This is a genomic window from Pseudomonas sp. 8_5_2 (genome assembly GCF_059295255.1).
The window spans coordinates 4,723,312-4,748,913 of sequence record NZ_CM181238.1 but is presented as its reverse complement, the minus strand read 5'-3'; the positions used below and the strand labels follow the sequence as shown (position 1 = coordinate 4,748,913).

The window sequence follows — 25,602 nt, the reverse complement described above, 5'->3', positions numbered from 1 at the left end:
TCAGGTCGCCGAGCTGTGCCGACGAACCCCGTTCTCCTGCCGCGGGAGCTGCGCCGCGACACTGCCCGGCACCGGGAACAGCACGAGGTGATCGGCCTTCACCGCAATACCCACATCGCCGCCGACCTGATGGTCGACATGGCTGGGGAAAATCGCCTCCAGCTGGCTGCCGGTGGGCAACTGCAGGCGATACAGGGTCGATGCCCCGAGAAAGCTCTTGCCGACGATGCTCGCCCGCAGCTGGCTATCTGGCGCATGCACGATATCGTCCGGGCGCAACAGCACATCTACCGAGCTGCCCGGCGCCATGATGTAGGCGCGGTTGCCGCGCAATTCACCCAGCTCGGTATTGACTGCTTCGTGGCTGCTCATCTGGCCACGGATGAAGTAGCCCTGGCCGATGAAGCTGGCCACAAACGGCGTCTGCGGCTCGTGATAAAGGTTGTAGGGCGTGTCCCACTGCTCGAGGCGGCCTTCCTTGAACACGCCGACCTGATCGCTGACGGCGAAGGCTTCTTCCTGGTCATGGGTGACCAGGATGGCGCTGGTGCCACGGCTCTTGAGGATGTCGCGAACCTCATGGCTGAGGCGCCGGCGCAGCTCCACGTCAAGGTTGGAGAACGGCTCGTCGAGCAGTAGCAGCTGCGGCTCGGGCGCCAGCGCCCGGGCCAGTGCGACCCGTTGCTGCTGGCCGCCGGACAGCTCATGCGGGTACCGCCCGCCCAGCCCGCCCAGCTTGACCAGTTCGAGCATCTCGTCGATGACGGCGGCTTGGCGTGGGTGCTTGGCAATGCCAAAGGCAATGTTCTGCGCAACGGTCAGGTGCGGGAACAGCGCGTAGTCCTGGAACACCATGCCGATACGGCGTTTTTCCGGCGAGAGGGTGAAACCCGCCCGGGAAATGACCTCACCGGCCAGCTGGATCTCGCCGTCATGCACCGGCTCGAAACCGGCGATGGCGCGCAAGGTGGTGGTCTTGCCGCAACCGGATGAGCCCAGCAGGCAACCAATGTCGCCTGCGTTCAGGTGCAGGTTGAGGTTCTGGACGATGCGCTGGTCGCCATAGCCGCAGGCCAGGTTGCGCAGGTTGAGCAGTAGGGGTTGACTCATGCGTGGTGGTAAGCCGGTTCGACAAGGAATTCGAGAAGGGCCTTCTGTGCATGCAGGCGGTTTTCAGCCTGGTCCCAGGCGACCGAACGTGGGTCGTCGAGCAGGTCATGGCTGATTTCCTCGCCACGGTGGGCGGGCAGGCAGTGCATGAACAGGGCGTCGGGTGCGGCCAGGTCGAGCAGTTCGCGGGTGACCTGGTAAGGCGCGAAATGCGCCAGGCGCCGTGCAGTTTCCTCCTCCTGGCCCATGGAAGTCCAGACATCCGTGGTCACCAGATGGGCATCGCGCACGGCTTCCTTCGGGTCGCGGACGATTTGCACGCTGTCACCGCCAATGGCCATGAAGCGCGGGTCCGGGTCGTAACCTTCCGGGCAGGCGATGCGCAGCTGGAAGCCAAACTGCCGGGCGGCCTCGATATACGAGTTGCACATGTTGAAGCCATCGCCGATCCAGGCCACGGTCTTGCCCTGGATCGAGCCACGCTGTTCGAGGAAGGTCTGCATGTCGGCCAGCAGCTGGCATGGGTGCGACTCGTCGGACAGGGCATTGATCACCGGTACGCGCGAGTTGGCGGCGAACTCGGTGAGCGTGCTGTGGGCGTGGGTACGGATCATTACCACGTCAAGCATGCTCGACAGCACGATGGCGCTGTCGCTGATCGGCTCGCCCCGGCCCAGCTGGGTGTCGCGCGGGGACAGGAAAATCGCCTGGCCGCCGAGCTGGATCATGCCGGCTTCGAACGACACCCGGGTACGGGTCGAGGATTTCTCGAAGATCATGCCCAGCACGCGGCTTTTCAGCGGCTCGAACAGCACGCCTCGTTTGCGCAGGTCCTTCAGCTCGATGCCGCGGCGGATCACCCCGAGCAATTCGTCGGTGGTGAAGTCCAGCAGGGAGAGAAAGTGCCTAGCGCTCATGATTGACTACCTTATCTGCAACGGTATGCAGGTCGACCGTATGGTTTTTTTTGACAACGGGAGTGACCTGCGGCGTAAGCCGCACGGGGCGGACGAAATAGGGAAAGGCGCAATACTATAATTAAATGTCGCCTGAAACCAAGAGGGGAAACAGCTGCCGATCGCTAAGGATGTTGCAAAGGGTGTCTCGACCCGCAGGGCGGTGCTGTTTTTTATTTGCTACAGACGGTTGTACACGGCTTGCTGGCAATTTGGCAAATGGCTGTCGCGAATCGTGCGCCTGATGACGCTGGATTCACGCGGCGAAGCGCGCTGGCGGGGGGGAGGGGCCGGGCGCATAGTCATTGCTCGACACCAACAAGGCAGAGACGGCCATGACCAAGACCCTGCATCACCGTGCCTGTCACCTGTGCGAAGCGATTTGCGGGTTAAACATAGAAGTCAGCCACGAGGACGACGGGCGGGCGCTGATTACCTCGATCAAGGGCGATCCCCTGGATCCGTTCAGCCGTGGCCATGTCTGCCCCAAGGCCGTGGCCCTGCAGGATATCCAGAACGACCCCGACCGCCTGCGCCAGCCGCACAAACGCGTGGGCAAGGGCTGGCAAGCCATTGGCTGGGATGAAGCCTTTACCCTGGCGGCCGACAGACTGTGGGCAGTCCAGCAAGCCCACGGGCGCAATGCCGTGGCGGTCTATCAGGGCAATCCGAGCGTGCACAACTACGGCTTGATGACGCACAGCAACTATTTCCTCGGCCTGCTGAAAACCCGCAACCGTTTCTCTGCCACTTCGGTGGACCAGTTACCGCAGCACCTCGTCAGCCACCTGATGTACGGCCATGGCCTGCTGCTGCCGGTCCCCGATATCGACCACACCGACTTCATGCTGATCCTCGGCGCCAACCCACTGGCTTCCAATGGCAGCATCATGACCGTGCCAGACGTGGAAAAGCGCCTGAAGGCCCTGCGGGCACGTGGCGGGCGCCTGGTGGTGATCGACCCGCGGCGTAGCGAAACGGCTGCGATGGCGGACACTCACCTGTTCATGCGCCCAGGCGGGGATGCTGCCCTGCTCGGCGGCGTGCTCAACACCCTCTTTGCCGAAGGCCTGACGCGGGGCTCGCATTTGCCCATCAACGGGCTGCAGCAGGTGCGCGAAGCGCTTGCGCCGTTCACTGCAGAGGCCATGAGCGCGCATTGTGGCATCGCGCCAGCGCAGATTCGGCAACTGGCACGCGACTTCGCCGCTGCTGAGCGGGCGGTGTGCTACGGCCGCATGGGTGTCTCCACCCAGGCCTTCGGTACCCTCTGCCACTGGCTGGTGCAACTGATCAACCTGGTGACCGGCAACCTCGACCGCGAAGGCGGTGCGTTGTGCACGGAGCCTGCCGTCGACCTGGTGGCGAGCACTTCCGGTGGCCACTTCAACGCTTGGCAGAGCCGGGTTTCGTGCTTGCCGGAGTATGCCGGCGAACTGCCCGTGGCGGCCTTGGCCGAGGAAATGCTGACCCCCGGCGACGGGCAGGTGCGTGCCTTGGTAACGGTGGCCGGCAACCCTGTGCTGTCCACGCCCAACGGTCGCCAGCTGGATGCCGCGCTCGAAGGCCTCGACTTCATGCTGAGCATCGATCTGTACATCAACGAGACCACGCGTCACGCCGACCTGATACTGCCGTCCACTTCGGCACTGGAGAACGACCACTACGACACTACCTTCAACCTGCTGGCCGTGCGCAACGTGACGCGTTTCAACCGGGCAATCCTGCCCAGGCCGCAAGGCGCGCTGCACGACTGGGAGATATTTGTCGGTCTTGCACAGGCATTCGCCAAGCGTGCCGAGCGGGAGTTGAAACCGACCTTGGCGCCAGCACAGATGATCGACGTGGCCCTGCGCAAGGGGCGTTATGGCGAGGCCACGCCATGGCAGCTTTCGCTCATGACACTGGACAATCACCCGCATGGCCTCGACCTTGGACCGTTGCGTGCCAACCTCGCGGCGCGCCTGGCGACGGTCGGCAAGGCTGTCGAAGCGGCGCCGCAGGTACTGCTGGACGACCTGCAGCGGCTGGCGCAACAGCCGCCCCCGGTACCGGGCGAATTGCTGCTCATCGGACGTCGCCACGTGCGCAGCAACAACTCGTGGATGCACAATTTCCAGCGCCTGGTCAAAGGCAAGCCACGCCATCAGTTGTTGATGCACCCGCAAGACTTGCAGCAGCGCCAGTTGCAGGATGGCCAGCGGGTACGCATCCGCTCGCGCACCGGCACCCTTGAAGTGGAGGTGCAGGCCTGCGCGGATATCATGCCCGGCGTGGTCAGCCTGCCCCATGGCTTCGGCCATGCACGCAAGGGCGTGCAGTTGCAGGTAGCCCGGGCCCAGCCGGGGGTGAGTGCCAACGACCTCACCGATGAGCGCCTGCGCGATCAGGTTTCCGGCAATGCTGCACTCAATGGCGTGCCCGTGCAGGTGGAGGCCGCGTGAGGAACGGTAAGGCCGAGCATGCTGCCTGGCTTTCCGATACAATGCGTCACCGTGCCGACGACGACGTCGGAAAGTTCAGCCGAGGTGCTACATGGATATCATCGAAACGATCAAAGAGCAGATTGCCAACAACACCATTCTGCTCTACATGAAAGGCTCGCCGAATGCCCCGCAGTGCGGGTTCTCGGCAAAGGCATCGCAAGCTGTGATGGGTTGTGGCGAAAAGTTCGCCTACGTCGACATCCTGCAGAACCCGGAAATCCGCGCAAACCTGCCAAAATATGCCAACTGGCCGACCTTCCCGCAGCTGTGGGTAGCCGGTGAGCTGGTTGGCGGCAGCGACATCATGCTGGAGATGTTCGAGAACGGCGAGCTGCAGACCCTGATCAAGGACGCCGCTGCGAAGGCGAAGGCCTCCGAAGCCTGATCTGCCTGCAGACATGAAAAAACCCGCACTTGGCGGGTTTTTTTATGCGGGAAGCTTTTACTCTTCGCCCATCTGCGATTGCAGGTAGTTCTCGATGCTGATCTTGTCGATCAGACCCAGCTGGGTCTCCAGCCAGTCGATGTGTTCTTCCTCGGACTCGAGGATGTCTTCGAGCATGTCACGCGAACCGAAGTCGCCAGCCGTTTCGCAATGGGCGATGGCTGCCTTGAGGTCGGCCAGGCCTTTCTTTTCGAGTTTAAGGTCGCACTCGAGCATTTCCTTGGTGTGCTCGCCGATCAGCAGCTTGCCCAGGTCCTGAACGTTGGGGATGCCTTCGAGGAAAAGAATACGCTTGATCAGTTTGTCAGCGTGCTTCATCTCGTCGATGGATTCCTTGTACTCGTGCTTGCCGAGTTTGTTCAGGCCCCAATCTTCGTACATGCGAGCGTGCAGGAAGTACTGGTTGATCGCGACCAGCTCGTTTCCGAGGATCTTGTTGAGATGCTGGATGACGCTTACGTCGCCTTTCATTACGGGTTCCTGCCCTGTAGAAGTGTGCCAATACAGGGAAGTTTGAGCCCGATAGTTAGTAGTGTCAAACCTAAGTTGTTGAATAATAAATGAAAATTAATAGGAATAAGAATGTTTGTGAACCGCGTTGGGACGCTAACTTATTGAATTACAGGCATAAAAAAACCGGACACGAGGTCCGGTTCTTCAAATTCGGGGTAATCAGGCCGCAGTGAATTCCACCGGGTAGGGCAGGGCTGCCTGGCTGACCTGGAGCTCGGTCAGGGTCTCGCGGACCACTTGCTTGGCCACGCAGGCGCATTTGCCACACTGGCTGGCGACGTTGGTCGCGGCTCGCACTTCCTTGTAACTGCAGCATCCTTCATAGATCGCATCGCGGATCTGTCCGTCGGTAACGCCGACACAAAGACACACATACATAAGGGCTGACCATCGCTGGTTGAGTCGATGGGGTGGAGCTTAATGTTAATGAGAATGCTTGTCAAAGGACTTTCTGAAAGGGCCGTGCTTGAGCGACCGATGGTTGACTGCCTGATGGATTCGGCCTGTCATCAGAAGCCGTGTATGATGGTCGGCCTTTGTTGGATGTCGGGCAAGCCCGTCTGGCCCGGCAAACGGTTTTTCACCCTCATCAGGAGATTACAATGAGCGTACTCGTTGGTAAGAAAGCCCCCGATTTCACCGTGCCAGCCGTGCTGGGCAATGGCGAGATCGTCGACAGCTTCAACCTGGCTTCGGCCATCAAGGGCAAGTACGGCCTGGTGTTCTTCTACCCGCTGGACTTCACCTTCGTCTGCCCGTCCGAGCTGATCGCCCTGGACAACCGCATCCCTGACTTCCAGGCCCGCAACGTGGAAGTGATCGGCGTGTCGATCGACTCGCACTTCACCCACAACGCCTGGCGTAACACCCCGGTCAACAACGGCGGCATCGGCCAGGTGAAGTACACCCTGGCTGCCGACATGACCCACGAGATCTGCAAAGCCTACGACGTCGAGTCCGAAGGCGGCGTTGCCTTCCGTGGCGCGTTCCTGATCGACACCAACGGTGTTGTCCGCTCGCAGATCATCAACGACCTGCCACTGGGCCGTAACATGGACGAACTGCTGCGCCTGGTCGACGCCCTGCAATTCCACGAAGAGCACGGCGAAGTCTGCCCTGCCAACTGGAAAAAAGGCGACAAAGGCATGAACGCTTCGCCAGAAGGCGTTGCTGCCTACCTGAGCGAGAACGCCGGCAAGCTGTAATTGCTGCGTGCATGAAAAAACCGGCCCATGTGGCCGGTTTTTTTGTGCCTTTCTGTGCCGGCCTCTTCGCGGGCATGCCCGCGAATGGTTTGGCAACTCAGTCGTTGAAGTCGCGCCAGCCGCCCATTTCTTTCCAGCGGTTGACGATGCCGCAGAACAACTCGGCCGTCTTCTCGGTGTCGTACCGCGCCGAGTGCGCTTCACGCCCGTCGAAGTCGATGTCGGCGCTCTGGCAGGCCCGTGCCAGCACGGTCTGGCCGTAGGCCAGACCCGCCAGGGTGGCGGTGTCGAAGCTGGAGAACGGGTGGAACGGGTTGCGCTTCAGGTCAAGGCGCGCCACTGCTGCATTGAGGAAGCCCAGGTCGAAGCTGCTGTTGTGGCCGACCAGGATCGCCCGCTTGCAGCCATTGGCCTTGAGTGCCTTGCGTATGCCGCGGAAGATGTCGGTCAACGCGGTTTCCTCGCTGACGGCCATGCGCAGCGGGTGGTCCAGCTTGATCCCGGTGAATTCCAGTGCGGCCTGTTCGATGTTGGCCCCTTCGAACGGTTCAACCCGGTGGAAGTAGGTGTGCTCGGGGAACAGGAAACCCTTGTCGTCCATGCCGATGGTGACTGCGGCAATCTCCAGCAGGGCATCGGTGGCGCTGTTGAAGCCGCCGGTTTCCACATCCACCACAACCGGCAGGTAGCCGCGGAAGCGCTCGGCCATCGGGTGACGCGAACCGCTGTTGCCCTGGGTGTCCTGGTCGTCTTCGTAGAGGTCTTCGCTCACGCGTTTTCCTCCAGCAGGCGCCAGCGCAGCTTTTCGCCAGCGCGCAACGGGATCACCGTCTGCTCGCCAAACGGCAGGCTGTCCGGCGCGGTCCATTCTTCACGAACCAGCGTGATGCTGTCGGTGTTCGCCGGCAGGCCATAGAAGGCCGGGCCGTGCAGGCTGGCAAAGCCTTCCAGCTTGTCCAGAGCGTTACGCTGTTCGAATGCTTCGGCGTACATCTCGATGGCCGCATAGGCGGTGTAGCAACCGGCGCAACCGCAGGCGGCTTCCTTGGCGTGACGGGCATGGGGTGCCGAGTCGGTGCCGAGGAAGAACTTCGGGTTGCCGCTGGTGGCCGCGTCCAGCAGCGCCACCTGGTGGGTGTTGCGCTTGAGGATCGGCAGGCAGTAGAAGTGCGGGCGAATGCCGCCAACCAGCATGTGGTTGCGGTTGTACAACAGGTGCTGCGCGGTGATGGTCGCGCCAACGTTGGCCGGGGCCTCGGTGACGAACTGCGCGGCATCGCTGGTGGTGATGTGCTCGAATACCACTTTCAGCGTCGGGAATCGCTCGACTACGCGGCGCATGTGTTCGTCGATGAAGCGTTTTTCACGGTCGAAAACGTCGATCTCGCTGCGCGTCACTTCGCCATGCACCAGCAGTGGCATGCCAACTTCCGCCAGCGCCTCGATGGCCGGGAAGATGTTGTCGATGCTGGTAACGCCCGAATCGGAGTTGGTGGTGGCGCCGGCCGGGTATAGCTTGGCGGCGTAGACAATGCCACTGGCCTTGGCCGCGCGGATGTCTTCGGGGCTGGTGCGGTCGGTGAGGTACAGCACCATCAGCGGCTCGAAGCGGCTGCCGGCAGGGCGCGCGGCCAGGATGCGCTCACGGTAGGCGCCGGCCTCGTCGGCATTGCGCACCGGCGGAACCAGGTTGGGCATGATGATGGCACGGGCGAAGGTACGCGCCACATCGCCAACGGTGTGGGGCAGGACGGCACCATCGCGCAGATGGATGTGCCAGTCGTCGGGGCGCAGGAGGGTCAGGCGATCGGACATTGGGGATTCCAGGCGGGTCGAACTCAAGCGCCAATGCTACCGGAAAACCCCCGGGCGAGCACGGGTATCAAGTTTTCCGGGACGCGTCCGATAGCCTGCAGGTAAGCCGTCAGAATTTGTGGAGCCGCCCGTGCGCCAGCGTTACATAGCCCTGTTGACCCTGTTCGCCAGCCTGCCGGCCGGCGCACTGACATTCCAGACGCGCATGGAAAACATTGCCTGGAAGGTTGAAGGTGACCAGTTCGAATGCCGCCTTATCCAGCCGATCGACGGCTTTGGCAGCGGCGAGTTCGTGCGCCGGGCGGGCGAGCAGCCGGTGTTCCAGCTGCGCTCGGCCGGCAATGTGCTGGGCGCGGGCAACGCCAGCCTGCTGGCGGCAGCGGCGCCGTGGCAGCCCGGGCGTGGTGATATCAACCTTGGCAGCGTCCGCCTGGCCCGCACAGGCGTGCTGTTCAGCTCGTCACAGGGTCAGGCCAGCCGCCTGATCAACGGTTTGCTCGATGGCCGCAGCACGGTGGTGCGCAACTACACCGGTGAGGCGGGCAGGCCGATGGAAGTGCGCGTGTTGCCGGTCAGCTTCGCCAAGGCCTACAGCGATTACCAGGTGTGTGCTGCCAAGCTCCTGCCGATGAACTACGACCAGGTACGCCAGACCCAGGTGGGCTTCCCGGGGGGGGGTATCGAACTGGATGATTCCGCGCGCGCGCGGCTGGATGTGATTCTGGATTACATGAAGGCTGATCCGTCGGTTAACCATGTCGAGCTCAATGGGCACTCGGACAACAGTGGTAACCGTTTGACCAATCGCGACCTGTCGCGCCGCCGGGCGTTGGCCGTGGCTGATTACCTGACGGCGCATGGGATTGCGCAGGAGCAGATTACCGTGCGTTTCCATGGCGAGCGGTACCCGCTTGCAAAGAACAACAGTGCGGCGAATCGGGCGCGCAATCGGCGGGTGAATATCGAGCTGGATCGGGGGGGGGTGCCAGAGAAACCGGTGGAGCAGGCTGCGCCTGCGCCTGCTGCAGCAGCGCCGGGGGCGAAGGCTCCTTGAGGGTGGAGGGCCGGGTGTATGGAGGTGGATTGCAATGAGGCCTCCATGTGTTCGGCACAGCATTTCCGGCGCTCGATCTCACAACCGCTGAATATGGCAAGGCATGCACCTTGGGGCCATGATCCCATCCATCCATTCCAAGCCATGCACCTGGTGCCTCGATCATCAGCCCCCTCCAACCCCGTCGCCCTTCCGACAGTTCCTGTCGCTTTGTCGTCAGAAGCTGTCGCCCCACTGTAAATTTATCCTCAAGGCCGTTAGAATCGATCCCTTTCCGTACAACCCCGTGGAGTGATGGCATGGCGGACGTAAATAAGGTCGTACTGGCGTATTCCGGCGGCCTTGATACTTCGGTGATTCTCAAGTGGCTGCAGGATACCTACAACTGCGAAGTGGTGACCTTCACCGCTGACCTGGGGCAGGGCGAAGAGGTCGAGCCGGCCCGCGCCAAGGCCCAGGCAATGGGCGTTAAAGAGATCTACATCGACGACCTGCGCGAAGAGTTCGTGCGTGATTTCGTGTTCCCGATGTTCCGCGCCAACACCGTCTACGAAGGCGAGTACCTGCTGGGTACCTCCATCGCCCGTCCGCTGATCGCCAAGCGCCTCATCGAAATCGCCAACGAAACCGGCGCTGACGCCATTTCCCATGGCGCCACCGGCAAAGGCAACGACCAGGTTCGTTTCGAGCTGGGTGCCTATGCCCTGAAGCCAGGTGTCAAGGTTATCGCCCCATGGCGTGAGTGGGACCTGCTGTCCCGCGAGAAGCTGATGGACTACGCCGAGAAGCACGGCATCCCGATCGAGCGTCACGGCAAGAAGAAATCGCCTTACTCGATGGACGCCAACCTGCTGCATATCTCATACGAAGGCGGTGTCCTGGAAGATACCTGGACCGAGCACGAAGAAGACATGTGGCGCTGGAGCGTCTCGCCAGAGAACGCCCCGGACCAGGCAACCTACCTCGAGCTGACCTACCGCAACGGTGACATCGTCGCCATCGACGGCGTCGAGAAAACCCCGGCCACCGTCCTGGCCGATCTGAACCGTATCGGTGGTGCCAACGGTATCGGCCGCCTGGACATCGTCGAAAACCGTTATGTCGGCATGAAGTCGCGTGGCTGCTACGAGACGCCTGGCGGCACCATCATGCTCAGGGCTCACCGTGCCATCGAATCGATCACCCTGGACCGCGAAGTCGCTCACCTGAAAGACGAGCTGATGCCGAAGTACGCCAGCCTGATCTACACCGGTTACTGGTGGAGCCCGGAGCGCGTCATGCTGCAGCAGATGATCGACGCTTCGCAGGTCAACGTGAATGGTGTTGTTCGCCTGAAGCTGTACAAAGGCAACGTCACCGTAGTGGGCCGCAAGTCGGACGATTCGCTGTTCGATGCCAACATCGCTACCTTCGAGGAAGATGGCGGCGCCTACAACCAGGCGGATGCTGCCGGCTTCATCAAGCTCAACGCCCTGCGTATGCGCATCGCTGCCAACAAGGGCCGTTCGCTGCTCTGATCATTGGCGTGTAGCAAGAACCCCGGCTTTGGCCGGGGTTTTTTTTGCCTGCGCAAAGGCCTGCGGTTTCAACTTCCAGGGTCTACCACATCGGCATCCAGTGGGCTGATCGACAGCTGAACACATTGACGTTGATCCAGGTTGCAAAAGCGCCAGATGCGCGCTGGCACGGCTGGCTGGGCAAGCGCAAACAGCAACTGTTGCTCCATCAGGCGGTTGGCCTCAGGGCCGGAGAACGTGAAGGTGACAGGCTCCTCATGCGCAGACTCCTGGGGGTTATTGGCGATGGACGGAGTGGCTGCAGCGCTGGATTGCGGGGGGGCGTCGGTTGCTGTTTCACGTGCTGACGGGTTGTAGAACGACTTGTAATTGAAGTTCAGCGTCAGGAAAAACAGTGCCGTCAGAAAGAACGGGAAGCCTACCAGGAACCAAGTGTAGAGCTTTTGGCTGGACTCGCTTAGAAACGGCAGTGTAGCCAGGGCGGATGCCTCGATGATCCCCGCGAAGATGGCAATGATGGTCAGCGGGGCGACAGGTTGTGATGGGGTCATGTGGGCCGTCTCCAGCGATTTTGCCCATCTTCACCTCTGAGGTGCAATCAACTGAAGACTGGAGCGCTTCCGGGTGTGGACGCCAGCATGCTCTGCAGCAGTATTTTTTCTGACTGAGAAGTTGGATGCTTCTTCAAATCAAGGTGAATGTTCAATAGGGTCATTGTTGCAGCCGACTGATACCGCTTTTAGGTAATAAAGAAGTTGGTTGTTACAACTACTGCCGTTGTGTGTAGGAAATTTCTGTAAGTGATGTAGGTTTCATCTGTTCATCCGTTTCGCCCGGAAATCGCCGCGCCAGCAGGCGCCCCGTCGGTTATCTTGGCGTGCCAAAGCAATAATGAATGAATGGATATCGCATGAATAAAGTGCTTATCGTGGATGATCATCCGGTCATACGCCTGGCCGTACGCATGCTGATGGAGCGGCATGGGTACGACGTCGTGGCGGAAACCGACAATGGGGTGGCTGCGCTGCAGCTGACAAGGCAACACCTGCCGGATATCGTGGTTCTGGATATCGGTATCCCGAAACTCGATGGCCTGGAGGTGATTGCCCGCATTGCGACTTTCAGTCCGAAGAGCAAGGTACTGGTGCTGACATCGCAGGTGCCCGGCAACTTTTCGATGCGCTGCATGCAGGCGGGGGCTGCGGGGTATGTATGCAAGCAACAGGAGCTGACCGAGCTGCTGAGCGCCATCAAGGCCGTACTGTCGGGCTACAGCTATTTCCCCAACCAGGCCTTGCATGCGTCACGTGGCAGGGGAGGGGGTAGCGAGACAGACATGGTCAACCGCCTCTCGGCGCGCGAGATGACCGTATTGCAGCAGCTGGCCCGGGGGCGTTCTAACAAGGAAATCGCTGACAGCATGTACCTCAGCAACAAGACGGTCAGTACCTACAAGGCGCGGTTGTTGCTCAAGCTGAATGCGCGATCACTCGTCGACTTGATCGAACTGGCACAGCGGCAAGGACTGAACTGACGGCGAAGCCGTAAAGCCTCCAATCGGGAGGCTTTGCCAGGGTTGCCGGCCCGGCGCTACAGATCGTAGTCGAAATCGGCCAGCTGCTTTTGCAAGCGTCGCTCTTCGAGCATGTTGTCGATGGTGCGGCGTTTGCTGAGGTTGGTCTTTGCGGTTTCCACCTGGGGCTCCGCTTCATCCTCTACGGCAACAAAATCATCTTCGATCGACAGGTCGTCTTTATCGCTACTCATGAGTCGCTCCAAGCCAAGGGGCCATTGGCCGTCCTTATAACCAGAAAGCAGACGTTGGTAAAAAAGATTTTTTCAATCGTGCTGGGTGGTTTCTGCCTATTGGCTCAATCGTCAGAGGTTTTGTGCTTGTATTCGCACAAATCTTCGATCCGACAGCTGCCGCACCTCGGCTTGCGCGCCTGGCACACGTAACGCCCGTGCAGGATCAGCCAGTGATGAGCGTCCAGCAGGTAATCCTTCGGTACGAACTTCATCAGCTTTTTCTCCACTTCCAGCACGGTCTTGCCTGGGGCAATACCCGTGCGGTTGCTGACGCGGAAAATATGCGTATCCACTGCCATGGCTGGCTGGCGGAACGCGGTATTGAGTACCACGTTAGCGGTTTTGCGACCCACACCAGGCAGCGCCTCCAGGGCTTCGCGGGTTTGCGGCACCTGGCTGTCGTGAAGTTCGATCAGCAGCCGGCAGGCTTCAATCACGTTCCTGGCCTTGCTGTTGTATAGCCCGATGGTCTTGATGTACTCGCTTAAGCCTTCAACACCCAAGGCATGGATAGCCTCGGGGGTATTTGCAACCGGGAACAGGCGGGCGGTAGCCTTGTTGACCCCGACGTCGGTGGATTGCGCGGACAGCGTCACGGCCACCAGCAGCTCGAACGGAGTGGTGTAGGCCAGTTCGGTCTTGGGGTCGGGGTTGTCTTCGTGCAGCCTGCGAAATATCTCCAGGCGTTTGGCGGCATTCATGAAATCAGAGCTTTCCTTGACGGCGTGGATGGGCGGGGCCCGGACGCAGGCGATTGTACAAGGCCACCAGCAGTCCGAGCAGTAGCAGCGCGCCGGGGGCCAGGTTGGCCAGGTGTACATCTGTGATGTTGGCCAGCCACTGGCGGCAGGCGCCAAGCAACAGGCAGCAGGCAAACACCGCGCCAAGGTGCGTGGCAAGCAGGCGCCAGCGGCCTTGTTCGGGTACCAGGTGGTCAACGGCCAGGCATTGCAGGCACAGCAGGAGCGGGTAGGGGCCGAGGGTAATCGCCAGCGGTAGCAGCCAGGCACGCAGCCCCAGTTGCAAGCAGGTGAGCAACGCCGCCAGCAGCAGCAAGCTGGCCAGCACATACGCCCAACGGGCCAGCCGCTTGCGCAGCGGTGTCAGCAACAGTTGGTGCAAGCTGGCTGTCAGCACTGCGCACAAGCCAATGGCGACACCTTCGCGCAGTGTCCGGGTGGCGCCCAGCAAGGACACCAGGCTTGCAGCCAACAGGTAGAACCTATTCATCCAGGGCGCCCTCCAGCAGCCTGCCACGTTGTTCATCGAAATAGCCCAGCGCTTCCTGCAAGGCGGTGATCACTGCCCGCGAGGTCACGGTTGCGCCGGCCAGCTGGTCAAAGTCACCGTGGTCCCGTTCAAGCGCCCAGTGATCGCCCAGATGGCGATTGGCAAATTGGTCCAGCCAGTGCACCTGCGGGTCGCCCAGGCGTGCCCCCAGCCCCGGGCTTTCCTGCTGTTCGACCACCTGGCTGGCAATCAACCGGCCGTCTGTGGCGATGGCGACGCTCAGTACGATTGGCCCGGCGTAGCCCTGGGCCTGGGTGACCAGAATGATCGCGCTTGGCTTGCCCGTCAGGGTGGCCCGGTAAGCCGCCAGGATGCGGCTGGCTGGCCGCTGTGCAGCAGGTGTTGGCAAAGGGTTGTCCAGCGGCTGGTTGTCGTAGCTGCCGGCGGGCAGCACCGCCAGTCGTTGGCGAGTTTGCAGTTGCTTCTCGGCGCTGACGATCGCCGGCCGGGTCCACTGCCGCCATGCCAGGGTAGTGGACACAGCAATGGCTGCGGTCAGCAGCAACAGGCCCGCGTCGCGCGCCAGGCGGTTCATCGAGCGGCCTGCTGGCGCTGCAGGGCCAGGCGGTCGAGCGCCGGTGCCATGAGGTTCATCAGCAGGATGGCGAAGGCCGTGCCATCCGGGTAGCTGCCCCAGGTGCGAATGAGGTAGATGAGCAGCCCTGTGCCCACCCCGAAGTACAGCCTGGCCCATTCGCTCCTGGGACCGGATACAGGTTCGGTGGCAATGAAGAACGCCGCCAGCATGGTCGAACCGGAGAACAGGTGCAGCAAGGGCGAGCCATTGGAGTCCGACCCCGAACCGTTCCAGCCCAGCAGGCTGAACAGCGCCAGCCCTGCCAGCAACCCCGCAGGGGCATGCCAGCTGATTACTCTGCGCTGTAGCAAGAAAAGGCCGCCTAGCAGAAAGGCCAGGTTCACCCATTCGCTGCCCCGCCCGCCAATGCTGCCGAAGCCTGGGTGACTGGCGAACAGTTCATCGATGGTCAGGCTGCGGTTGTGGCGCAGGCCGTCGAGCAGTGTCGGCCGGGCCCAGGCATCGACCTGGTCGCCCCCGGCAAACACCTGTTGCAGGCTGTCCAGCAGGCCGGGTGCCGGTCCTGGCCAATGGTTCATCTGCAGCGGGAAGCTCAGCAGCACGAAGGCATAGCCGACCATGGCCGGGTTGAACAGATTGCGCCCGACACCGCCAAAGGCCTGTTTGCCAATGCCAATGGCAACGCTCGCGGCAACCACGGGTAACCACCAAGGGGCCAGGGCGGGCAAGGAGGCCGCCAGCAATACGGCGGTTACCAGCGCGCTGCCATCGTTCAGCGCCGCACCCGGCGGTTGTGCCCGTACCGCCACCAGCAACGCTTCGCACAGCAGGGCGGCACTGGCGCTTAGCAGAAGGTTCAGCAGCACCCCCCAGCCTTGCAGCCACAGCAACGTCAGCAGGCCAGGGCTGCAGGCCAGCAGTACCAGGCCCATGCTGGTGCGCAGCCGCGGGTCGGGAACGGTTTTCATGGTGCGAACAACCCGTTGAAAGCGGAAAATGCCATGGCCATTATCCCGGCACCCAGCAATTCGATGGGCAGACCGCGTAGTGCGCCAGGGATGTCGGCGTGGGCACAGCGCTCGCGCAGGTCGGCAAACAGCGCCAGCGCCAGCCAGAAGCCGGCACCGGCCAGCAGGGCTTGCAGCAGCGTTGCCAGCCATGTGCTGTCGCTGCTTGTCTGCTGCAGGGCCAGGCCCAACACTGCGGCATTTCCCAGTAGCAGTGTCGGCCGACCCACCATGGCCCAGGCCGGACGCCACATGGCCAGCAATTGCGGTACGCCCCAGGCGAGCAGCGCCAGCCATGGCAACAGCAGAAACAGGACAAAGTCCTGCGCCTGCAGCGGCACAAGCACTGCGCGCACCAGCAGCTGACCACCGATCACGCCCAGGGCAATGCACAATGCGCAGGCCAGGCCGTGCACATGCACGTGCAGCCTGGGAACGGGCTGTTGCAGCAGGCACAGTTGATTGACCAGCGCGGCACTGACCAACACCAGAATGTAGTCGTTCATGGCATGACGATAGCCGGAAATCGTGGCGAGGGTCCGGTCACCAAGGGCTGAAAGCAATGCCCCGGCACGAGGGCCGGGGCAGGGAGCTTACTTGATGCGTTGACCTGGCTTGGCGCCGCTGTCCGGGCTCAGCAGGTAGATTTCCTCACCGCCAGGGCCCGCAGCCATGACCATACCCTCGGACACGCCAAAGCGCATCTTGCGCGGTTTGAGGTTGGCCACCATCATGGTCAGGCGGCCTTCGAGTTGGGACGGGTCGGGGTAGGCCGACTTGATCCCGGAGAACACATTGCGGCGCTCGTCACCAATGTCCAGGGTCAGTTGCAGCAACTTGTCGGCACCCGCCACGGCTTCGGCCTTGACGATCAGCGCCACGCGCAGGTCGACGGCAGCGAAGGTATCGAACTCGATCTCCGCCGACAGCGGGTCCTTGGTCAGCTCGCCATTGCCCGCCGGGGCCTTGGCTTCGGCGGCCAGCAGGTCTTCCTTGCTGGCAGCGACCATGGCCTCGACCTTGGCCAGTTCGATGCGGCTCATCAGCGCCTTGAACGGGTTCAGCGCGTGGTTTTCCAGGCGCGACAGGTGGTCGTTCCAGGTCAATGGCGCCACGTTGAGGAACGCTTCGGCGTCGGCGGCCAGCACCGGCAGCACAGGCTTGAGGAAGATCACCAGCTGGCGGAACAGGTTGATACCCTGGGCGCAGATGGCCTGCACTTCATCCTGCTTGCCTTCCTGCTTGGCCAGCGACCACGGTGCCTTGTCGGCGATCCAGGCGTTGGCACGGTCGGCGAGTGCCATGATTTCGCGCATGGCGCGGCCGAAGTCGCGCGCTTCATACGCTTCGGCAATGGACGGCGCGGCGGCCAGGAAAGCTTCGGTGAGCTCTGGCGCGGCATCGCCGGCTACCATCACGCCCTCGTTGCCCTTGTGGATGAACCCGGCGCAGCGGCTGGCGATGTTGACCACCTTGCCGACCAGGTCGGAGTTGACCTTCTGCACGAAGTCTTCGAGGTTCAGGTCGAGGTCATCGACGCCACGGCCCAGCTTGGCCGCGTAGTAGTAGCGCAGGTATTCCGGCTGCAGGTGGTCGAGGTAGGTGCGGGCCTTGATGAAGGTGCCGCGCGACTTGGACATCTTGGCGCCGTTGACGGTCAGGTAGCCGTGTACGTTGACCGCGGTCGGCTTGCGGAAGCCGGCGCCTTCGAGCATGGCTGGCCAGAACAGGGCGTGGAAGTTGACGATGTCCTTGCCGATGAAGTGGTACAGCTCGGCCTTGGAGTCCTGGTTCCAGAAGGCATCGAAATCCAGCTCCGGGCGGCGTGCGCAGAGGTTCTTGAAGCTGGCCATGTAGCCGATCGGCGCATCCAGCCACACGTAGAAGTACTTGCCCGGCTCGCCCGGGATCTCGAAGCCGAAGTACGGCGCATCGCGGGAGATGTCCCACTCCTGCAGGCCCGAGTCCAGCCATTCGGCCAGCTTGTTGGCGACCGCGTCCTGCAGGGTGCCGCTGCGGGTCCACTGCTGCAGCATGGCCTGGAAGTCTGGCAGCTTGAAGAAGAAGTGCTGGGAATCACGCAGTACCGGGGTGGCACCCGAGATGGCCGACTTGGGATTTTTCAGCTCGGTGGGCGCGTAGGTGGCGCCGCATTTTTCGCAGTTGTCGCCGTACTGGTCTTCGGCCGCGCATTTCGGGCAAGTGCCCTTGATGAAGCGGTCGGCGAGGAACATGCCCTTTTCCGGGTCGAAATACTGGGTCACCGAACGGGTGGCGATGTGCCCGGCTTCACGCAGGCGCGTGTAGATCAGGCTGGACAGTTCGCGGTTTTCTTCGCTGTGGGTGGAGTGGAAGTTGTCGAAGTCCACCAGGAAGTCGGCGAAGTCGCTGCTGTGCTCGGCCTGGACGTTGGCAATCAGCTGTTCCGGCGTGATGCCTTCCTTCTCGGCGCGCAGCATGATCGCCGAACCGTGGGCGTCGTCGGCGCAGACATAGATGCACTGGTTGCCGCGCAGCTTCTGGAAGCGCACCCACATGTCCGTCTGGATGTACTCCAGCATATGGCCAAGATGGATCGATCCATTGGCATAGGGCAGGGCGCTGGTGACGAGAATCTGACGTGGCTCGGACATGGTGGCTCGGCTACTTATCTGGCTACGGGGTAAAAATGAGGGTGATCGGCCACTATAAAGGGCTGGCGAATATATTTCACCCAGCAGAAGCATCTGCGGACGATTGACGGGTTAGGATAGGCGCCTGTTTTATATTCAGTTTGCCAATGGGAGTGTCCATGAGTGCCGTCACCCGTGCCGCCGTCGAAGGCGTGCTTCGCCAGTACACCGACCCCTACCTGAACCAGGACCCGGTCAGCGCCGGTTGCGTGCGCGCCATCGATATCCAGGGTGGGCAGGTCAGCGTGCAGTTGCAGCTGGGGTATGCCGCAGGGCTGTTCAAGAACGGCTGGGCCCAGGTGCTGCAGACCGCTATCGGCAACCTTGACGGCGTCAGCGGCGCCCAGGTGTCGATCGACTGCGTCGTGGCTGCGCACAAGGCCCAGGCCCAGGTGCCGGCCATGGCCAACGTCAAGAACATCATCGCCGTGGCCTCGGGCAAGGGCGGTGTGGGCAAGTCGACCACCGCAGCCAACCTGGCCCTGGCCCTGGCCCGCGAAGGTGCACGGGTCGGTATCCTCGATGCCGATATCTACGGCCCTAGCCAGGGCGTGATGTTCGGTATCGCCGAGGGCACTCGCCCGCAGATTCGCGAGCAGAAGTGGTTTGTGCCGATCAAGGCCCATGGCGTCGAAGTGATGTCCATGGCGTTCCTTACCGACGACAACACGCCTATGGTCTGGCGTGGCCCGATGGTTTCCGGTGCATTGCTGCAACTGGTGACCCAGACTGCCTGGGATGACCTGGACTACCTGGTGATCGACATGCCGCCGGGCACCGGTGACATTCAGCTGACCCTGGCACAGAAGGTGCCGGTGGCCGGCTCGGTGATCGTCACCACGCCACAGGACCTGGCGCTGCTGGATGCCAAAAAAGGCGTGGAGATGTTCCGCAAGGTCAATATCCCGGTGCTGGGCGTGGTCGAGAACATGGCCGTGCATATCTGCTCGAACTGCGGCCATGCCGAGCATCTGTTTGGTGAGGGTGGTGGGGAGAAGCTGGCGAGCCAGTACGGCGTCGACCTGCTGGCGTCACTGCCGTTGTCGATGTTGATCCGCGAGCAGGCCGACAGTGGCAAGCCAACGGCGATTGCCGAGCCGGAAAGCCAGATTGCCATGGTCTACCAGGAACTGGCGCGCCAGGTGGGCGCCCGGATCGTCCTGCAGGAAGCAGCAGCACCTGCCATGCCGAGCATCACCATCAGCGAAGATTGACCTGAGACCGAGTCGCCTGCTCCCGCAGTGGGAGCGGGCAAGCCCGCGAAGCAGGCGACCCGGTCTTTCAGCCAGGCATAAAAAAACCCGCCAGAAGGCGGGTTTTTTTGAAAGCTAGGAAGCTAGATCGACTTAGGCGATCTGAACTTCTTCAGCCTGCATGCCTTTCTGGCCGCGGGTAGCGACGAAAGTAACAGCCTGGCCTTCTTTCAGGGTTTTGAAGCCGTCAGCTTGGATGGCTTTGAAGTGCACGAACAGGTCGTCGCCCGACTGAGGGGTGATGAAGCCGTAGCCTTTCTCATCGTTGAACCACTTAACGGTACCGTTTTGACGGTTGGACATTTTTCTGTCTCCTTGGACAATTTAATTACGGTCAGGAAAAACCCTTCCCGGGACTGAGCGCAAAGAGAGCAGAAAATTCAGCGATGGTGCGATCTTGATCGTGCATCAAACTAGAGATTCTCGGTGTCACGTGCAGCACAGTGGCGACACCTTACCCCACTTTCCGCAACCTGCCAATGGCCAGAGGCCGCTTTACGCAAAATCGGATCGACGGCGGCTGCAAGCCCCGTCGGGCGGGGATTGTAGCCCTAATGCAGGATGAAACTTTGAAGCGGGCGCCGGGACCGGTAAGATGCGCGTCACCATTTTCACCTCGCAACTCTTCAGGACACCCCGCCATGAGCATCAAATCGGACAAGTGGATTCGCCGCATGGCGCAGGAACACGGCATGATCGAACCGTTCGTCGAGCGCCAGGTGCGCGGCGAGCAGGACAGCCGGGTGATCTCCTTCGGCGTCTCCAGCTATGGCTACGACGTGCGCTGCGCCGACGAATTCAAAGTGTTCACCAACATCAACTCGGCCACCGTCGACCCCAAGAACTTCGATGCCGGCAGCTTCGTCGACATCAAGAGTGACGTGTGCATCATCCCGCCGAACTCGTTTGCCCTGGCGCGCACCGTCGAGTACTTCCGCATTCCACGTGACGTGCTGACCATCTGCCTGGGCAAGAGCACCTACGCCCGCTGCGGCATCATCGTCAACGTCACCCCGCTCGAGCCCGAGTGGGAAGGCCACGTGACGCTGGAGTTCTCCAACACCACCACGCTGCCGGCGAAGATCTACGCCAACGAAGGCGTGGCGCAGATGCTGTTCCTGCAGTCCGACGAAGAATGTGAAGTCTCGTACAAGGACCGTGGCGGCAAGTACCAGGGCCAGCGCGGCGTCACCCTGCCGCGCACCTGAGCCGACGGGCGCGCGGAATTTCACGCGCCTTTGGCACTCCAACGGATAACCGTGCCGATGTGCATGACGCCCATCGGCTGTTGTCAGGAGGTGCCAATGAAACTCCATCCCGCGATCAGTGCGAAGCTGGCCGGCTTGCAGCCCAACCATGTAGGGGTGCTGCCGTGGTCACTGCTGGCGCATCCGCTGCCGCTGCAGGCGGGGGGCGTGCCCCACCAGCCTGGTCCCGATACCCCGCAACCACCGCAACCTGGTGAAACACCACCCATGGAGCCGGGCGAGCCGACCCTGCCTGATGAGCCACCTCCCGCACCTGTTGCCTGAGCCTGCGCTGCTATAGCAGCGGCCACACGCGGTCTGCGCCAGCCAGATAAACCTTGCTGGCGCTGGCCGGTGCAATTTCCCACCCGCCGGTGAACTCACCGAATGCGGGCAGCAGGCTGACTTGCTGATCGATCAGGAAGCACGGCAGGCGCAAGCGCTGGCGTGCCCTGCCGCGCAGGACGAACACCGGATGCACGTGGCCCGCAAGCACCGGGTAGGCCGGGTGCGGCTTGGGTTCGTGCTGCAACGCGAAAGGCGCCAGTACCCATGGCTCGTCGACGACCCGGATATCGAGCGCGGCCGGTGGGTCGCCGGCGTTGCGGTCGTGATTGCCCCGTATCAGTACAATATCCAGGCCTGCATGGCGCTCGCGCCATACTTGCAGCCTGGCCAGTGTTGCGGGTGCCCGGGCCGTACGTGCGTGCAGAAAATCGCCAAGCACGACCAGACGCTCGCAATCATGCGCTGCCAGCAAGGCATCCAGGCGGGCCAGCGTCGCATCGGTGGTCCCGCGCGGTACCGGTTGATGCAGGGCACGGTAACTGGCGGCCTTGCCGATATGCACATCGGCCACCAGCAAGGCCCGGCGGGCGGGCCAGTAAATGGCCTTGTCGGGCAGCAGCCATAGTACCTGACCGCACAAATCGATCGGCTGATGGTTGTTCACTGCCCACCCGCCGCGCGTTCCAGGTCCGCCACCATTCGCGCAATACGGTCGGCCAGCTTCTCGGTGCTCAGGGTTTCGCGCATCCCCTCCACCAGCAAGGCAAACGCCAGCGGCCCCGGGCGCTTCAATGCCTGCAGGTCCAGGCGCAGGCCCTCCATTTTTACCAGTTGCCGATGCAGCCGGTCGATTTCCAGCTCCTCTCTGAGCACTTCATCGCTAGCCTGGCCCAGTAGCAGGTTCCCCGCATCGTGCTTGCGGAACACCTCATAGAACAACCCGCTGGAGGCCTGGATCTGCCGTGTACTCTTCTGCGCCGCCGGGTAACCACCAAACACCAGCCCGGCAATCTGGGCGATTTCGCGAAAGCGCCGCAGCGCCATTTCGCCTGCATTCAGGCTGGCCAGCACATCCTCCAGCAGATGATCGGTACCGAGCGCCCGAGGCAAATGCGTCGCCCAGTCCACGTTGCCCGGGCTGAGCAGTTCGAAACCATAGTCGTTGACGGCAATCGATACCGACAGCGGCTGGTCCCGGCTGACCCGCCAGGCAATCAGGTTGGCCAGGCCCAGGTTGGCCATGCGCCCGGCGAACGGGTACAGGAACAGGTGCCAGCCCTGGCGTGACTTGAAGGTTTCTGCCAGCAGCGTGCGGGTGGTGGGCAGCGCCGACCATTGCGCCTGCAGTTCCAGCAACGGGCGCACCGACCGCATTTCGGGCCCTTCGAAATGCTGATGAGCGGCAGCGTCGAGCTGTTCGACCAGCGCATCGGCCAGTTCGCTGGAAAGCGGCATGCGCCCGCCGTTCCAGCGCGCCAGCGCAGCCTTGCGCGCGGTGCTGCGGCGCACATAGGCGGTCATGTTTTCGACGCGGACCAGCTCCAGCACCCGCCCGGCAAAGACCAGGGTATCGCCCGGCCGCAGGCGAGCGATGAAGGCTTCTTCGACACTGCCCAATGTCTTGCCGCCACCGCCTTTGCTCCAGTATTTCAGTTGCAGGTTGGCGTCGCTGACGATGGTGCCGATGCTCATGCGGTGGCGTCGCGCCAGGCGTTCGCTGGCAACCCGATAAACCCCGTCGGCGTCGCGCTCGACGCGCTGGTAGTCCGGGTAGGCGGTGAGCGAGCTACCGCCGTGGCAGACAAAGTCCAGTGCCCACTGCCACTGGCTGTCGCGCAGTTCGTCAAAGGCCCAGGTGCTGCGTACTTCGGCCAGCAACTGGTCGGCGCGAAAGCCGCTGCCCAAGGCCATGCTGACCAGGTGCTGCACCAGCACGTCCATGCACAGCCGCGGCGAGAAGCGCGCCTCGATATGCCCCGCGGCCAATGCCTGGCGGGCCGCCGCAGCTTCCACCAGTTCCAGGCTATGGGTGGGCACCAGGGTCAGTCGCGAGCGCCGTCCGGGGGCATGACCAGAGCGCCCGGCGCGCTGCATCAGGCGGGCGATACCCTTGGCGGAGCCGATTTGCAGCACGCGTTCCACCGGCAGAAAATCTACCCCCAGGTCCAGGCTGGAGGTGCAGACCACCGCCTTGAGGGCGCCTTGCTTGAGGCTGCGCTCGACCCAGTCACGGGTATCGCGGGCCAGCGAGGCATGGTGCAGGGCAATCAGGCCGGCCCAGTCCGGGCGTGCGTCCAGCAGGGCCTGGTACCAGAGTTCGGCCTGGGCGCGGGTATTGGTAAAGACCAGGCAGCTGGCACTGGCATCGATCTCCCGGCTGACCTGGTCGAGCATTTTCAGGCCCATGTGCCCGGCCCAGGGGAAGCGCTCGATCGCCGCTGGCAGCAGGGTATCGACCTGCAGGGCCTTGTCCTGCCTGCCCTGCACCAGCAAGCCGCCTTGGGGCAGCAGAACGTCCAGGGCGTGCTGCAGGTTACCCAGCGTGGCAGACAGGCCCCAGGTGGGTAAGCCAGGGTGCCAGCGACGCAGCCTGGCCAACGCCAGTTGCAGTTGCACCCCACGTTTGTTGCCCAACAGTTCGTGCCATTCGTCCACGACCACCAGGCGCACGCTGGCGAAGTCTTCGCTGGCCTGTGCCCGGGTCAGCAGCAAGGTCAGGCTCTCGGGAGTTGTCACCAGCACGCTGGGCAGGCGACGCGCTTGGCGGGCACGTTCGGCGCTGCCGGTATCGCCGCTGCGCACGCCCACGCTCCACGGCAAACCCAGTTCATCCAGGGGTGCCTGCAGTGCCCGGGCGGTGTCTGCGGCAAGGGCGCGCATGGGCGTCACCCACACCACCTGCAAGGGCGCCGGCTGACGGCCTTGAGGCTGGGCCTTGAATGCACGCAGTGCGGCGAGCCAGACCGCGTAGGTCTTGCCCGCGCCGGTACTGGCATGCAGCAGGCCGGACTCACCCCGCTCGACAGCCGCCCAGACCCGCCGCTGGAAAGCGAACGGCGTCCAGCCGCGTTGGGCGAACCAGGCATCGGCAAGGTTGGTAGCGGCGGGCATGGGGCTGGTGGTCCTTCGAAGGCTGTGCTTCTACAGACCGCCCGCCAGGTGCAATGGTTTTACCGGATCAGTTGGCCAGCAGGTAGCCGCTGCGGCATACCTGTTGGCCAGCCACATGGGCGACGACCATGCCCGCAGTGGCCATGCGCCTTACGCTGCGTGCATACAACAGGCCCGGTTGACTGTTGCGTATGGCGGTCACCCGGTCGCTGAGCGGGTCGATCACCTCGGCGATCAACTGCCCGGCCTCAAGGTGCTGCCCGGGTTTGGCGTGATACACCAGCAAGCCGCCCAGCGGCGTTGCCACAGGTTCAACCGCAGCCAGCGGCGTGGCGGGGTTGAGCAAGGCGGGCAGGGCAGCGCTGGCACCCTCGATGACCCCGGCATGCGTCAGGAAATCCAGGATCGCCTGGCTGTCCTTGCTGGCTAGCGCGTGGCTGACGTCCGCCTGGCCACGCAGCTCGACGGTGACCGAGCAGCAACCCTGCGGGATCGGATAGCGCTTGCCGAAACGTTGTTGCAACTGCCACCAGACCAGGCTGAAGCATTCATCGAACGACTGCCCGCCCGAGTCGGTCGCCAGCAGGCTGGCCCGGGCGCCCAGGTAGCGGGCCAGTGGCTCGATCTGCGGCCAGGCTTCGGGCGTGGTGTACAGGTGCTCCACGGCCTCGAAGTCACAGTGCAGGTCCAGCACCAGGTCGGCATCGCAGGCCAGCCGCTGCAGGATCAGGCGCTGCGCCTGCAGCGGCGTGCGCGCGGGATGTGCATCAAGCCCCCGGCGCAGGTATTCACGGATCAGTGCGGTGTTGTGTACCGGGTCCAGGGTCAGGTGTTCTTCGACCTGGTCGCCGATGCTGTCCGACAGGTCGACGAAGTTGCGGTTGAAGTTCTCCCCACTCTGCAATTCGAAACGCCCCAGTGGCGCATCCAGCAGCACCTGCTCCAGGCCGACAGGGTTGGCCACCGGCACCAGAATGATCTCGCGCCGCAGGCGGCCTTGCTGTTCCAGCTCTACCAAGCGCCGCTTGAGGTGCCAGGCCACCAACATGCCGGGCAGCTCGTCGGCATGCAGCGAGGCCTGGATATAGACCTTGCCGCCCCCGCGGGGGCCGAAGTGGAAACTGTGCAATTGGCGGGTAATGCCCGGAACGGGTGAGAGCAGGTCGTGGGTCGAATGGTGCATGGTAGTCCTGGCTACGTGGCGAAAACGGTCTGCGACACGGGTCGGCACAAAGATAGAAGCATAAATTCTGCTGCTGCGCCTCTTCCGGTATCTGCTTGAAGCC

Annotated in this window: 27 protein-coding genes; 9 read left to right on the top strand and 18 right to left on the bottom strand. The window is 62.5% G+C overall.

The annotated features are described in order from the left end of the window. Entirely contained in the window at positions 1 to 1,110 is a 1,110-nt protein-coding gene (locus tag AC5O5R_RS21760; RefSeq protein ID WP_172288648.1) for an ABC transporter ATP-binding protein, read from the bottom strand. Then, positions 1,107 to 2,027 (bottom strand): ornithine carbamoyltransferase, encoded by a 921-nt coding sequence (gene argF, locus AC5O5R_RS21755; protein WP_172288646.1) that lies wholly within the window; start codon positions 2,025 to 2,027, stop codon positions 1,107 to 1,109. The genes AC5O5R_RS21760 and argF overlap by 4 nt, the downstream gene beginning before the upstream one ends. A 374-nt stretch (positions 2,028 to 2,401) precedes the next feature. On the opposite strand from argF, the gene AC5O5R_RS21750 reads away from it, so the two are divergent. Both AC5O5R_RS21750 and grxD read left to right on the top strand, forming a co-directional pair. Next, entirely contained in the window at positions 2,402 to 4,510 is a 2,109-nt protein-coding gene (locus AC5O5R_RS21750; RefSeq protein ID WP_172230426.1) for a molybdopterin-dependent oxidoreductase, read from the top strand. A gap of 91 nt (positions 4,511 to 4,601) precedes the next feature. Next, positions 4,602 to 4,937 (top strand): Grx4 family monothiol glutaredoxin, encoded by a 336-nt coding sequence (grxD, locus tag AC5O5R_RS21745; protein ID WP_012313029.1) that lies wholly within the window; start codon positions 4,602 to 4,604, stop codon positions 4,935 to 4,937. A gap of 57 nt (positions 4,938 to 4,994) precedes the next feature. On the opposite strand, the gene bfr is transcribed toward grxD, so the two are convergent. Together bfr and AC5O5R_RS21735 are read right to left on the bottom strand one after the other, a co-directional pair. Continuing rightward, positions 4,995 to 5,468 (bottom strand): bacterioferritin, encoded by a 474-nt coding sequence (gene bfr / locus AC5O5R_RS21740; RefSeq protein ID WP_172230423.1) that lies wholly within the window; start codon positions 5,466 to 5,468, stop codon positions 4,995 to 4,997. A gap of 201 nt (positions 5,469 to 5,669) precedes the next feature. Further along, positions 5,670 to 5,888: a bacterioferritin-associated ferredoxin gene (locus AC5O5R_RS21735; protein ID WP_003254947.1), complete on the bottom strand. Its 219-nt coding sequence runs from the start codon at positions 5,886 to 5,888 to the stop codon at positions 5,670 to 5,672. Positions 5,889 to 6,112: 224 nt separating this feature from the next. Here AC5O5R_RS21735 and AC5O5R_RS21730 point away from each other — a divergent pair, with 224 nt between their 5' ends. Continuing rightward, positions 6,113 to 6,715: a peroxiredoxin gene (locus tag AC5O5R_RS21730; RefSeq protein ID WP_012273884.1), complete on the top strand. Its 603-nt coding sequence runs from the start codon at positions 6,113 to 6,115 to the stop codon at positions 6,713 to 6,715. 97 nt (positions 6,716 to 6,812) lie between these two features. Here AC5O5R_RS21730 and rnt read toward each other — a convergent pair whose 3' ends face one another. Both rnt and pyrC read right to left on the bottom strand, forming a co-directional pair. Continuing rightward, on the bottom strand, positions 6,813 to 7,424 hold the full coding sequence (gene rnt, locus AC5O5R_RS21725; RefSeq protein WP_372242459.1) for a ribonuclease T: 612 nt from the start codon (positions 7,422 to 7,424) through the stop codon (positions 6,813 to 6,815). Between the two features lie 59 nt (positions 7,425 to 7,483). Continuing rightward, a complete protein-coding gene (pyrC, locus tag AC5O5R_RS21720) occupies positions 7,484 to 8,530 on the bottom strand; it encodes a dihydroorotase (RefSeq protein ID WP_172285584.1) in 1,047 nt (348 codons plus the stop codon). A 130-nt stretch (positions 8,531 to 8,660) separates the two neighbouring features. On the opposite strand from pyrC, the gene AC5O5R_RS21715 reads away from it, so the two are divergent. After that, positions 8,661 to 9,584, top strand: a complete 924-nt coding sequence (locus AC5O5R_RS21715) for a flagellar protein MotY (protein WP_172232950.1) — start codon at positions 8,661 to 8,663, stop codon at positions 9,582 to 9,584. Between the two features lie 299 nt (positions 9,585 to 9,883). Next, positions 9,884 to 11,101 (top strand): argininosuccinate synthase, encoded by a 1,218-nt coding sequence (locus AC5O5R_RS21710; RefSeq protein WP_494511602.1) that lies wholly within the window; start codon positions 9,884 to 9,886, stop codon positions 11,099 to 11,101. A gap of 68 nt (positions 11,102 to 11,169) precedes the next feature. Here AC5O5R_RS21710 and AC5O5R_RS21705 read toward each other — a convergent pair whose 3' ends face one another. Further along, positions 11,170 to 11,652, bottom strand: coding sequence for a hypothetical protein (locus tag AC5O5R_RS21705; protein ID WP_172227932.1), 483 nt, complete (start codon positions 11,650 to 11,652; stop codon positions 11,170 to 11,172). A 359-nt stretch (positions 11,653 to 12,011) separates the two neighbouring features. Here AC5O5R_RS21705 and AC5O5R_RS21700 point away from each other — a divergent pair, with 359 nt between their 5' ends. After that, positions 12,012 to 12,635, top strand: a complete 624-nt coding sequence (locus AC5O5R_RS21700; RefSeq protein WP_172227923.1) for a response regulator transcription factor — start codon at positions 12,012 to 12,014, stop codon at positions 12,633 to 12,635. Between the two features lie 56 nt (positions 12,636 to 12,691). Here AC5O5R_RS21700 and AC5O5R_RS21695 read toward each other — a convergent pair whose 3' ends face one another. The 7 genes from AC5O5R_RS21695 to metG form a co-directional block, all read right to left on the bottom strand. After that, positions 12,692 to 12,868: a PA3496 family putative envelope integrity protein gene (locus tag AC5O5R_RS21695; RefSeq protein ID WP_172227921.1), complete on the bottom strand. Its 177-nt coding sequence runs from the start codon at positions 12,866 to 12,868 to the stop codon at positions 12,692 to 12,694. A 104-nt stretch (positions 12,869 to 12,972) separates the two neighbouring features. Beyond that, positions 12,973 to 13,611 (bottom strand): endonuclease III, encoded by a 639-nt coding sequence (nth, locus tag AC5O5R_RS21690; RefSeq protein ID WP_172227919.1) that lies wholly within the window; start codon positions 13,609 to 13,611, stop codon positions 12,973 to 12,975. A gap of 4 nt (positions 13,612 to 13,615) precedes the next feature. Continuing rightward, positions 13,616 to 14,140, bottom strand: coding sequence for an NADH:quinone oxidoreductase (locus AC5O5R_RS21685; protein ID WP_172227917.1), 525 nt, complete (start codon positions 14,138 to 14,140; stop codon positions 13,616 to 13,618). Further along, complete coding sequence (locus AC5O5R_RS21680) at positions 14,133 to 14,735, bottom strand: RnfABCDGE type electron transport complex subunit G (protein WP_172227915.1); 603 nt, start codon at positions 14,733 to 14,735, stop codon at positions 14,133 to 14,135. Before AC5O5R_RS21680 ends, AC5O5R_RS21685 begins: the two co-directional genes overlap by 8 nt. Next, a complete protein-coding gene (locus AC5O5R_RS21675) occupies positions 14,732 to 15,706 on the bottom strand; it encodes an RnfABCDGE type electron transport complex subunit D (protein WP_172227913.1) in 975 nt (324 codons plus the stop codon). The genes AC5O5R_RS21680 and AC5O5R_RS21675 overlap by 4 nt, the downstream gene beginning before the upstream one ends. Next, complete coding sequence (locus tag AC5O5R_RS21670; RefSeq protein ID WP_172227911.1) at positions 15,703 to 16,251, bottom strand: Rnf-Nqr domain containing protein; 549 nt, start codon at positions 16,249 to 16,251, stop codon at positions 15,703 to 15,705. Before AC5O5R_RS21670 ends, AC5O5R_RS21675 begins: the two co-directional genes overlap by 4 nt. Before the next feature lie 87 nt (positions 16,252 to 16,338). Continuing rightward, a complete protein-coding gene (metG, locus tag AC5O5R_RS21665; protein ID WP_172227909.1) occupies positions 16,339 to 18,378 on the bottom strand; it encodes a methionine--tRNA ligase in 2,040 nt (679 codons plus the stop codon). Between the two features lie 158 nt (positions 18,379 to 18,536). On the opposite strand from metG, the gene apbC reads away from it, so the two are divergent. Beyond that, entirely contained in the window at positions 18,537 to 19,631 is a 1,095-nt protein-coding gene (apbC, locus tag AC5O5R_RS21660) for an iron-sulfur cluster carrier protein ApbC (protein WP_172227898.1), read from the top strand. 132 nt (positions 19,632 to 19,763) lie between these two features. Here the strand turns inward: apbC and AC5O5R_RS21655 are convergent, their stop codons facing one another. Next, a complete protein-coding gene (locus AC5O5R_RS21655) occupies positions 19,764 to 19,973 on the bottom strand; it encodes a cold-shock protein (protein WP_012273869.1) in 210 nt (69 codons plus the stop codon). 338 nt (positions 19,974 to 20,311) lie between these two features. Between AC5O5R_RS21655 and dcd the strand changes: the two genes are divergently transcribed. Continuing rightward, complete coding sequence (dcd, locus tag AC5O5R_RS21650; RefSeq protein ID WP_003258001.1) at positions 20,312 to 20,878, top strand: dCTP deaminase; 567 nt, start codon at positions 20,312 to 20,314, stop codon at positions 20,876 to 20,878. A gap of 96 nt (positions 20,879 to 20,974) precedes the next feature. Then, positions 20,975 to 21,202, top strand: a complete 228-nt coding sequence (locus tag AC5O5R_RS21645; RefSeq protein ID WP_172227896.1) for a hypothetical protein — start codon at positions 20,975 to 20,977, stop codon at positions 21,200 to 21,202. Between the two features lie 10 nt (positions 21,203 to 21,212). Here AC5O5R_RS21645 and pdeM read toward each other — a convergent pair whose 3' ends face one another. The 3 genes from pdeM to AC5O5R_RS21630 form a co-directional block, all read right to left on the bottom strand. Continuing rightward, complete coding sequence (gene pdeM / locus AC5O5R_RS21640; RefSeq protein ID WP_172227894.1) at positions 21,213 to 21,869, bottom strand: ligase-associated DNA damage response endonuclease PdeM; 657 nt, start codon at positions 21,867 to 21,869, stop codon at positions 21,213 to 21,215. Continuing rightward, the gene (locus AC5O5R_RS21635) at positions 21,866 to 24,316 is read right to left on the bottom strand and encodes a ligase-associated DNA damage response DEXH box helicase (protein ID WP_494514742.1); all 2,451 of its coding nucleotides are present in this window, start codon (positions 24,314 to 24,316) and stop codon (positions 21,866 to 21,868) included. The genes pdeM and AC5O5R_RS21635 overlap by 4 nt, the downstream gene beginning before the upstream one ends. A 67-nt stretch (positions 24,317 to 24,383) precedes the next feature. Continuing rightward, on the bottom strand, positions 24,384 to 25,499 hold the full coding sequence (locus AC5O5R_RS21630; RefSeq protein ID WP_494511594.1) for a succinylglutamate desuccinylase/aspartoacylase family protein: 1,116 nt from the start codon (positions 25,497 to 25,499) through the stop codon (positions 24,384 to 24,386). Positions 25,500 to 25,602: the final 103 nt, after the last annotated feature.